The organism is Streptomyces sp. NPDC090032, assembly GCF_044748025.1.
Classification (GTDB): domain Bacteria; phylum Actinomycetota; class Actinomycetes; order Streptomycetales; family Streptomycetaceae; genus Streptomyces.
This window is the reverse complement of record NZ_JBIVFF010000003.1, coordinates 631,697-640,646: the sequence shown is the minus strand read 5'-3', so window position 1 is coordinate 640,646 and position 8,950 is coordinate 631,697. Positions and strand designations below refer to the sequence as shown.

Below are 8,950 nucleotides of genomic sequence, written 5' to 3'. Positions count from 1 at the left end.
TCTTGGCGGGCCGCGGGCTCGTGCAACTCGGGGGGGGGCGGGGGCGCCACCCGGGTTTGCTGCTTTCTGGCTTAGGCTTGGTTGTGGGGGGGGGGGGGCCCGGGCCCCCCCGCCCCTCAGCCGTTGCGTGTTTCCGGAGTGCTCAGTGCGCGCCGCCCATCACGGCGGCGAACGACGTCGGGTCGCTGTCGAAGCCCTGGAGCACCTCACGGAAGGCCCACTCTCCGGAGTCGTCCCTCGCGAACTCGGCGATCACGGCCGCCGTGGAATCGGCCACTTGGGAGAAGTCGTTCTGCGCGAGGTCGGTGTACCCCTCGCGGATGCGGACCGCCGTGTTCGCCACAGTGCCGAACACCGTTGCCCGCTCGCCCTGTTGTATGGCGATACCGACGACCACGCGCGCGTAGGAGGGCGAAAGGCGCTCCAGCTCCAGTGTCATGACTTCGTCGAACCCGAAGCCCTGGCCGGTGGTGCTGTCCCGGTTGAGAGTGATGGTCCCGTCCGGGGAGCGGCTGTCGAAGTGCACGACGTAGGCCGGCGCCCCGCCCGGATCGTCGGACGTGTAGGTCGCCGCGATGATGTCGAGATCATGGGGCGGCGTGCCGATCGGGCTCGGGTCCCATTTCAGCGCGACCTCGACCTTCTTGAGCCCTTTCTTGAAGCTGCTCACCGAACTCCCCCTCCTCGGCTGCCGGTTACGGCTGTTCATGACTGACTGCCCATGACGGTTCATGACTACTACGGACACGCTACGTCCTACGATTGTGACCATGAACTGAAACGGGGAAGACCTGGATCTCGACGCCTACTTGGCGCGAATCGGCTTCACAGGAGACGCGAAACCGGACCTGGAGACCCTGCGCGCGCTGCACAGGGCGCACCTCGCGTCGATCCCGTTCGAGAACCTGGAGATCATGCTCGGGCGGCTGGTGTACCTGGATCCCGCTGCCCTCCAGGCGAAGCTCGTGCAGCAGCGCCGCGGTGGTTACTGCTACGAGCAGAACCTGCTCTTCGCGGCGGCCCTGGAGCGAATCGGCTACCCCGTGAAGGGACTTGGGGCCCGCGTCCGGATGGGGGCGACGGAGCTTCGCGCCATCACCCACATGCTGACCCGAGTCACCGTGGAGGACGGCCAGGAGTGGCTGTGCGACGTGGGCTTCGGCGCCCAGGGCCTACGCGAACCGATCCCTCTGCGGGACGGGATCGAGGTGCGTCAGGGGCCGTGGACCTTCGGTCTCGTGTCGGAGGCCGGAGGCGTTCTGGTCCTGCGGAGCCAGCGCCCCGGCGGCTGGGAGGAGATCTACGCCTTCACCCTGGAGGAGCGCCATCCCGTCGACTACGTGGTGATGAACCACTACACGTCGACGCATCCGCGGTCCGCGTTCGTCCATCGGCCCGTCGTCCAGCGTGCTGCCGTCGACACCCAGCGTTCGCTGATCGGCATGCGGCTGTCGATCGAGCATCCTGACGGCACCCGGGACGAACGAGACGTACAGGAAGGCGAGTTGATCGACCTTCTCGCCCGTGAGTTCGGGATCGAACTGAGGGCCGAGGACGCGGCGCGACTGATCAGGATGTGCGGCGCCGGAGCGTGACCGAACCCACGTCGTGGGCCGTACGATGGCGCGGTGCTGGTCAAGTGGATTCGTTGCACCGTGACCGACCGACGCGGGTTCGAGCGGGGGCAGCGAAAGTGGGCGGGGCTTCTGGGGGAGCCGGGGTTCCGGGGGCAGGGCGGCGGCTGGAGCAGAAATCGGCCAGGGGTGGCGCATGTCCTCGGCTTCTGGGAGAGCCGTGCCTTCTACGACTCCTTCATGGCGCGCTCGCACGACCGGCTCGCGGCCGCCCAGTCGGGCACGTACAAAGACATCCAGGTGAAGCTCTTCGACCACCGGTTCGACGTGAAGACAGGGTTCGAGCCGCGCTTCACGGAGGCGGACACGGTGCGTCTCGCGCACTGCCGGGTGCACGCGGACCGCGAGGAACACTTCGCGCTCATGCAGGAGAAGGTCTGGAACCCCGCCATGGCCGGCTCCCCGGGGATGGTGCGCGGGCTGTTCGGTGAAGCACCGGGCAACGAGTTCCTGATCCTGTCGATGTGGCACTCCGTGGCCGAGCACGGCAAGTACCAGGTCGAACGCGTGGAGCGACTCTCGACCCGCGCCCAGACGGAGACCGACATCGCCGGGATCACGGGAGACATCGTCCAGCTCGAACCCTCCTGGACGGTGTGATCCGGACCGGCCGCGAAGAGGGCCGTGCCATGTTCCGCGCCATGTGACATACGTCGGATGGAGCCCGTACGGGTGCTCGAATCGGGCCCTTCCGATCTAGGGTTTCCGCATGGCACGACCTCGGCGCATTGTCCTTGTCCGGCACGGCGAGTCGGCGGGCAACGTCGACGACACCGTCTACGAACGCGAGCCCGACCACGCCCTGGCCCTCACCGAGACCGGGCACCGGCAGGCGGAGGAGACGGGGAGGTACCTGCGGGAGCTGTTCGGCCGTGAGCGGGTGAGCGTGTACGTGTCGCCCTACCGCCGCACGCACCAGACGCTCCACGCCTTCCGTCTCGACCCTGAACGCGTCCGCGTGCGCGAGGAGCCGCGGCTGCGGGAGCAGGACTGGGGAAACTGGCAGGAGCGGGGCGACGTACGCCTCCAGAAGGAGTACCGCGACGCCTACGGCCACTTCTTCTATCGCTTCGCCCAAGGAGAGTCCGGGGCTGACGTGTACGACCGTGTGGATGCTTTTCTGGAGAGTCTCCACCGAAGCTTCGAGGCGCACGACCACCCGTCGAACGTCCTGCTCGTCACTCATGGGCTCACCATGCGGCTGTTCTGCATGCGCTGGTTCCACTGGACCGTCGCCGACTTCGAATGCCTGTCGAATCCCGGGAACGGTGAGACGCGGGCACTCGTTCTCGGGGAGGACGGCAAATACACCTTGGACCGGCCGTTCGAACGATGGCGTGACCCGGAGCCGTACGGAGTCACCGGTTAGAGTGGCAGGGCGATGACCGCTGATTCCTCTCCTCATGTGCGGCTGGACCGCGCGCTGTCCAGCCTGCGCGGCCTGGCGGTGGGGGACGCGCTGGGCTCCCAGTTCTTCGTGCCCGCCAACTATCCGCTGCTCAAGCGCCGCGAGCTGCCCGACGGTGTCTGGCAGTGGACCGACGACACAGAAATGGCGTGCTCCGTAGTGGCGGTCCTGGCCGCCGAGAACCGGATCGAGCAGGACGCGCTCGCCCGGTCCTTCGCGGAGCACCACGACTTCGACCGGGGCTACGGCCCCGCGGTGAACCGGCTGCTCCGGCAGATCCGCGAGGGCGGCGACTGGCGCTCTCTGTCCTCCGCGCTCTTCAAGGGCCAGGGCTCGTGGGGCAACGGGGCGGCGATGCGGATCGCGCCACTCGGCGCCTGGTACGCGGACGATCCCGAGCAGGCCACACATCAGGCCGAGATCTCGGCCTATCCGACGCATCAGCACCGGGAGGCCGTGGTCGGGGCCATGGCCGTGGCCGCAGCCGCCGCGATCGTGGCCGATCCGGCAGGCCCGCCGACTCCGCAGGCGCTGCTCGACGGCGTGATCGCGCTCGTGCCGCGCAGTGCGGTGGGTGCGGGGCTCCGGCGGGCCAGGGACATGCTCGACTACGGCGATGCGGGGACAGTTGCCGCGGTCCTGGGCTGCGGCCGGCGCACCACGGCGCACGACACCGTGCCCTTCGCCCTGTGGTCGGCGGCGCGAGGGCTCGGCGACTTCGAGCGCGCGTTCTGGGACACGTCCCAGGTCGGCGGCGACATGGACACGACGTGCGCGATCGTGGGCGGAGTGGTCGCTTCAGGCCCGGGTGGCACTCCGGCCGACCACTGGTTGCAGCGGACCGAGCCGTTGCCGGAGTGGGCGCCCGGTCTGCCGGTCTGACCTGTGGGTCGCTCACCGCCCGCTTGGTGGATGGAGGCACCCTCAGGGGTCCGGCGGATGCGTCGGCTTCGGTGTGGTTGATGCGTCGGCTCTGGTGTGGTGGGTGCCCGGCTGCCCTTGTCGACTCGGACGGCCTGGCACCCACCACAGCGGTGGGCGGATCCCCCCGTCAGCCGCCCGCCGGCCCGGCCGCACCCGCGGTACCCGCGAGCGCTTCCAGGTCGCTCTTGCGCACCCTGATCACCACCGTGGCGACGATCAGGGCGAGCAGTGCCATCGCCGCGGCCGGAATGAACGCGGTCGAGATGCCCTCGGCAAGGACCTGGTGACCCCAGGGAGCCGGGAGCTGCTGGGTCTGGGCGAACTCCGCCTTCTGCTCCGGCGTGGCCTGTGCCATGAACGAGGGGATCTGGTCCTTGGCCTCGTTCCTGCTGGCCGTACCGAAGACCGTGGTCAGGATGGAGAGGCCGAGTGAACCGCCCACCTGCTGCGTCGCGTTGAGCAGCCCGGATGCCGCGCCCGCCTCGTGCTGGGCGACTCCGGAGACCGCGGTCAGGGTGAGCGTCACGAAGTTGAGCCCCATCCCGACGCCGAACAGCAGCATCGGGCCGAGCACCCCGCCCACGTACGAGCTGTCGGGAGAGATGAACGTCTGCCAGCCGAGGCCGAGCAGGACGAGTGTCGCGCCGGTCATCATGAACGGCTTGGGGCCGAGTACCGGAAGCAGTCGCTGGGACAGGCCCGCGCCGACGATGATCGCGGCCGTCACGGGGAGGAAGGCGAGGCCCGCCTCGATGGGCGTGTAGTTCAGGACGTTCTGAGCGAACAGGACGATGAAGAAGAACATGCCGAACATCGCCGCGGCCAGGCTCAGCATGATCACGTATGTGCCCGAGCGGTTGCGGTCGGCGAACATCCGCAGCGGAGTGATCGGTTCCTTCGCCCGGCTCTCGATGAAGGCGAAGGCGAGCAGAAGCACCACGGCGGCGACGAAGGAGCCCACGCTGACGCTGTCCCGCCAGCCCTCCTCCGACGCCCGGATGAAGCCGTACACGAGCGAGGCCATGCCCGCCGTGGAGGTGAGCGCGCCCGCGATGTCGAAGCGCCCGGGGTGGCGTTCGGACTCGTTGATGTACATCGGCGCGAGTACGGCGATGAGGATGCCGATGGGTACGTTCACGAACAGCACCCAGCGCCAGTCCAGCCACTCCGTGAGCATGCCGCCGGCGAGGAGGCCGACGGCGCCGCCGCCCGCGGAGACGGCCGCGAAGACGCCGAACGCGCGGTTCCGTTCAGGTCCTTCCGGGAACGTCGTGGTGATGAGGGCGAGCGAGGTGGGCGACGCTATCGCGCCACCGACGCCCTGCAGTGCCCGGGCCGCCAGCAACTGCCAGGGTTCCTGGGCGAGTCCGCCGAGGAGGGAGGCGAGTGTGAAGAGCAGGATGCCGGACATGAAGACCCGGCGGCGACCGAGGATGTCACCCGCGCGGCCGCCGAGAAGCAGCAGACCGCCGAAGGTGAGCGTGTACGCGCTGACGACCCAAGTGAGGTCGGTCGTGGAGAACTTGAGCGCGTCCTGAATGTGCGGGAGCGCGATGTTCACAATCGTCGCGTCCAGTACCACCATGAGTTGGCAGGCCGCGATGACGGTGAGGGCTATGCCGGGGTGCCCCGCCCGTCGTGCCGTCCCCGACTTCCCCGACTTCCCTGGCTTGTCCGGCTTCTGATCTTGAGTTAACTGAGAGGTTGACACTATGGATCCCCCACAAGTGCGTTAGTGAACGCAACCGTTCACTGTTGTGCCAAACGGTAGTGACTCCCCATCAGTGAACGCAACCGTTCACTGAAGAAGCTGCCTTGAACACCCGGATCCCCGACGGAGAGAAGACGATGGATACTTCGCGCTGGACGGCCGCCCCCGCTCGGACGGCCACCCTGCGCCGGCGTGGCCCCGTGCTGGAGCGGGCCATCCTGGAAGCCGCGCTGGAGCAGCTCAGTACGGTCGGCTGGAACGCCCTCACGATGGAAGGCGTCGCCGCCGGGGCGCAGACGGGCAAGGCCGCCGTCTACCGCCGCTGGCCCTCCAAGGAGGATCTCGTCGTGGACGCCCTCCAGGCGGCGCTGCCCAAGCTCGACGGAGCGCCGGACTGCGGCAGCGTCCGGGAGGACTTGATCGAGCTGTGCCGCCTGATGCGTGAGGCGATGTACTCGCGCCCCGGATTCGCTCTGCGGTCGGTTCTTCACGAATGCGACTCGGCGACGGCCCAGCGCTTCCACGAGGTGATCTTCGAAGGGGTCGTCCAGCCGAGCGTCGAGCTGATCAAGGAGGTCGTGCACCGTGGCATTCAGCGTGGAGAGGTGCGCCCTGACGCCACGGACGCGTACGTCTGCGATGTCATTCCGGCGATGATGATGTACCGCTCCAAGGTGTGCGCGAGCGAATGGGGAGAGCGTGATCTCACGGAAATGATCGATCAGGTGATGGTGCCGCTGCTGCGGCCGCTGGGGACGTGACGCGGGGCGGCGTCGGCGCCTCACGGGCTGTGGATGGGGGCTAGGAGCCCAGGTGGTGCGGGGGGCCGCGCCTGAGTCGGGCCGGCCGTGAACCGGAGGTTCCACCCCCGCCGACGTCACCCGCCGAGAACGGGCTGGTCGTACCGGGTGTCGCCGAGGGGTCAAGGCGGCGTACGCTATCTGGCGCCATGCCGTACGAACCACCCACTCACAGCGTCGAGCGCTCACTGCGCGCCACCACCGGAGCCAAGATCGTCGCCGGTGTGGACGAGGTCGGTCGCGGTGCGTGGGCGGGGCCGGTCACCGTGTGCGCCGCCGTCACCGGGCTGCGCCGACCGCCCGAAGGACTCACCGATTCCAAGCTGATCAGCCCGAAGCGACGCGAAGTGCTCGCCGAGACGCTGGAGAGCTGGGTGACGGCGCACGCTCTCGGGCACGCCTCCCACGAAGAGATCGACGAGCTGGGGATGACGGCCGCCCTGCGGCTCGCCGCGGTGCGCGCCCTCGAGGCCCTTCCGGTCCGTCCGGACGCGGTCATCCTCGACGGGAAGCACAACTACCTCGGCGCTCCCTGGCAGGTCCGTACGGTGATCAAGGGCGACCGGTCCTGTGTGGCCGTCGCCGCGGCATCGGTGATCGCCAAGGTTCGGCGCGACAAAATGATGGCCGAACTGGGCATCGAACATGCAGACTTCGGTTTTGCGGCCAACGCCGGTTATCCGTCGCCGGTCCACAAAGCCGCGCTGGAGGAGCGGGGGCCCACCCCGTACCACCGGCTCACGTGGGCGTATCTTGATGGGCTGCCCCAGTGGCGGCACCTCAAGAAGGCCCGCAGCTGGGCGGACGGAAACGTTCCGGAGATCGAAGGCCAGCTCGGCTTCGACTTCTGATCTTCCGTTCGCACTCATGTGCCACCCGCCGGAGCTACTCGCACCGGTGTTTGATAGACATCAGCTCATGCCTCTCCTTCCCGAGGAGCCTCAGATTCACGAGAGTGCCCAGGGTCCCCGCGCCACTTCGGCCCCCAGTGGCCGCAGTGCGCCGACCCCCCGCCCCGTACCCGGCCCGCGTCCCGCGGCGCCGCCGCGACCCGGACGCCCGGGTCCCGCACGGCCGAAGCCGCCCGCGCAGCGCACGTCGCGCGAGTCGGCGCCCGCCGTCCAGCCGGAGCCTTCGGCTCCGACCGCTCCCGCCGCCGTTCCGACCGCGCCCGCCGCGGCCGTGCAGCCGCAGATCCAGCTGATCCCGGCTTCGGTCGAGGGCGCCCTGGACGCTGCGGAGGAAGCCGTCGACCTGCTCCTCGACTCGGGCCGCGCGCCCGGCGAGGTGCTGGTGATCACCATCGGTGACCCGCACCCGTGGGCCACGCACGAGCTGTCCTTCGGCGACGCCGCCTACTGGGCGCAGCACGACGCGGGTGACGACGTCTTCTACGCCGACGCCGGTGCCGCCGAGCGCGCCGCGAAGCGGCCTGTGGTCGTCGTCGCACTGAACGGCGGTGACGACGAGGCGGCCGCCACCGCTCTGCCTCTCGCCCTCGGCCGGGCGGGCGCCCTGCTGGTGGTGTGCGGAGACCCGCAGCGGATCAACTCCCTGCTGGGCGCCGGAGTCTGACACGCCGCACGCCGGCTGCCCGGCCCGCTCGACGGTCTTGGGGCGGCCGGCGGCGCCGTGTGTCTGCGGGGCCGTATCGGCAGGGGCTCGTTTCCACGGCAGCCCTCAGCGGGCGGCCGCGCGGCGCAGTACCTCCGACGCGGCTCCTCCGGCGCGTGGCAGCGGCGGCTCGGTGGCGCCCTCGAACGCTTCGGGCGTCGACCCCAGGCTGGGACGCCGGCCGCCACGCCCCTCGCCGAGTACCTGCCAGCCGTCCCGCGTCATGGTGATGTACGCCCCGCAGCGCAGCCCATGAAGGGTGCAGGCGTCCCGCAGCCCCCACATCCACGCACCGTCCTCCTCGGTCCAACGCGCGTCGCCCTCACGGCAGTAGAGCAGTACGGCCGTGCGAACCGGAGTGCGACGCCGGAGATCGTGCGGGATGACCCGGCGCAGGTGCGTGAGCAGCGCATTGCGGAACACCCAGCCGTCCGCCGTGCTCGCGCGCCGCGCGAACGACGCGCTGGCGCTGAGCCGCTCCTCCGTGTCGAGAACGGCCACGACGGCCGTCTGCGGCTTGGGGCGGTGCCTGGCGTGCAGGCCGCTGACGACCTCGCGCGGATTGCGCAGCAGCGGGATCCCCGCCGCGGCCCATTCCGCGGGTTCGAGCATCCTGGCGAGTTGGTTGGTGGAGTCGGCGGACAAGTCGGCACGCGTCGATGACGTCGACAACGATGCCGCCGAGGACGGAGCGAATCCGAAGGTCACGGTCCTCCCTTCGGCTACGCGCCCACACTGCGGGCGAGGTCGGACTGCGGGAGCGCACCGCGGCACAGCCCTACCGGACCACGATCGAGCCGCGCGGGAGCGATTCCAATTCTTCCCTTCGTACTGGCTTGCGGCAACGAGCAATTGGGGC

General features: G+C 69.4%; 10 protein-coding genes. 7 read left to right on the top strand and 3 right to left on the bottom strand.

Annotation, left to right across the window (positions count from 1 at the left end; genetic code table 11):
• Positions 1-142: 142 nt before the first annotated feature.
• The gene (locus tag ACIPWY_RS09950; RefSeq protein WP_362907012.1) at positions 143-670 is read right to left on the bottom strand and encodes a TerD family protein; all 528 of its coding nucleotides are present in this window, start codon (positions 668-670) and stop codon (positions 143-145) included.
• 139 nt (positions 671-809) lie between these two features.
• Here ACIPWY_RS09950 and ACIPWY_RS09945 point away from each other — a divergent pair, with 139 nt between their 5' ends.
• From ACIPWY_RS09945 to ACIPWY_RS09930, 4 genes are all read left to right on the top strand, one after another.
• Positions 810-1,595: an arylamine N-acetyltransferase gene (locus ACIPWY_RS09945; RefSeq protein ID WP_401532647.1), complete on the top strand. Its 786-nt coding sequence runs from the start codon at positions 810-812 to the stop codon at positions 1,593-1,595.
• A gap of 33 nt (positions 1,596-1,628) precedes the next feature.
• Positions 1,629-2,234: a YdbC family protein gene (locus tag ACIPWY_RS09940; protein ID WP_383893589.1), complete on the top strand. Its 606-nt coding sequence runs from the start codon at positions 1,629-1,631 to the stop codon at positions 2,232-2,234.
• Between the two features lie 109 nt (positions 2,235-2,343).
• Positions 2,344-3,003: a histidine phosphatase family protein gene (locus ACIPWY_RS09935; protein ID WP_362907007.1), complete on the top strand. Its 660-nt coding sequence runs from the start codon at positions 2,344-2,346 to the stop codon at positions 3,001-3,003.
• A gap of 12 nt (positions 3,004-3,015) precedes the next feature.
• The gene (locus ACIPWY_RS09930; protein WP_362907005.1) at positions 3,016-3,924 is read left to right on the top strand and encodes an ADP-ribosylglycohydrolase family protein; all 909 of its coding nucleotides are present in this window, start codon (positions 3,016-3,018) and stop codon (positions 3,922-3,924) included.
• A 169-nt stretch (positions 3,925-4,093) separates the two neighbouring features.
• Here the strand turns inward: ACIPWY_RS09930 and ACIPWY_RS09925 are convergent, their stop codons facing one another.
• The gene (locus ACIPWY_RS09925; protein WP_393700418.1) at positions 4,094-5,677 is read right to left on the bottom strand and encodes an MFS transporter; all 1,584 of its coding nucleotides are present in this window, start codon (positions 5,675-5,677) and stop codon (positions 4,094-4,096) included.
• Between the two features lie 137 nt (positions 5,678-5,814).
• Between ACIPWY_RS09925 and ACIPWY_RS09920 the strand changes: the two genes are divergently transcribed.
• The 3 genes from ACIPWY_RS09920 to ACIPWY_RS09910 all read left to right on the top strand — a co-directional run bounded on the left by ACIPWY_RS09920 (position 5,815) and on the right by ACIPWY_RS09910 (position 8,052).
• Positions 5,815-6,438 (top strand): TetR/AcrR family transcriptional regulator, encoded by a 624-nt coding sequence (locus tag ACIPWY_RS09920; protein ID WP_362907055.1) that lies wholly within the window; start codon positions 5,815-5,817, stop codon positions 6,436-6,438.
• 188 nt (positions 6,439-6,626) lie between these two features.
• A complete protein-coding gene (locus ACIPWY_RS09915) occupies positions 6,627-7,328 on the top strand; it encodes a ribonuclease HII (RefSeq protein ID WP_393700416.1) in 702 nt (233 codons plus the stop codon).
• Positions 7,329-7,395: 67 nt separating this feature from the next.
• On the top strand, positions 7,396-8,052 hold the full coding sequence (locus tag ACIPWY_RS09910) for a hypothetical protein (RefSeq protein ID WP_362907001.1): 657 nt from the start codon (positions 7,396-7,398) through the stop codon (positions 8,050-8,052).
• Between the two features lie 105 nt (positions 8,053-8,157).
• Here the strand turns inward: ACIPWY_RS09910 and ACIPWY_RS09905 are convergent, their stop codons facing one another.
• A complete protein-coding gene (locus tag ACIPWY_RS09905; RefSeq protein WP_362906999.1) occupies positions 8,158-8,799 on the bottom strand; it encodes a hypothetical protein in 642 nt (213 codons plus the stop codon).
• Between the last annotated feature and the right edge of the window lie 151 nt (positions 8,800-8,950).

Excerpts from the sequence above, each read along its gene's own strand:
- ACIPWY_RS09935 (WP_362907007.1), top strand. The coding sequence starts at position 2,344 with ATGGCACGACCTCGGCGCATTGTCCTTGTCCGGCACGGCGAGTCGGCG.
- ACIPWY_RS09930 (WP_362907005.1), top strand. The coding sequence starts at position 3,016 with ATGACCGCTGATTCCTCTCCTCATGTGCGGCTGGACCGCGCGCTGTCC.
- ACIPWY_RS09920 (WP_362907055.1), top strand. The coding sequence starts at position 5,815 with ATGGATACTTCGCGCTGGACGGCCGCCCCCGCTCGGACGGCCACCCTG.
- ACIPWY_RS09915 (WP_393700416.1), top strand. The coding sequence starts at position 6,627 with ATGCCGTACGAACCACCCACTCACAGCGTCGAGCGCTCACTGCGCGCC.
- ACIPWY_RS09910 (WP_362907001.1), top strand. The coding sequence starts at position 7,396 with ATGCCTCTCCTTCCCGAGGAGCCTCAGATTCACGAGAGTGCCCAGGGT.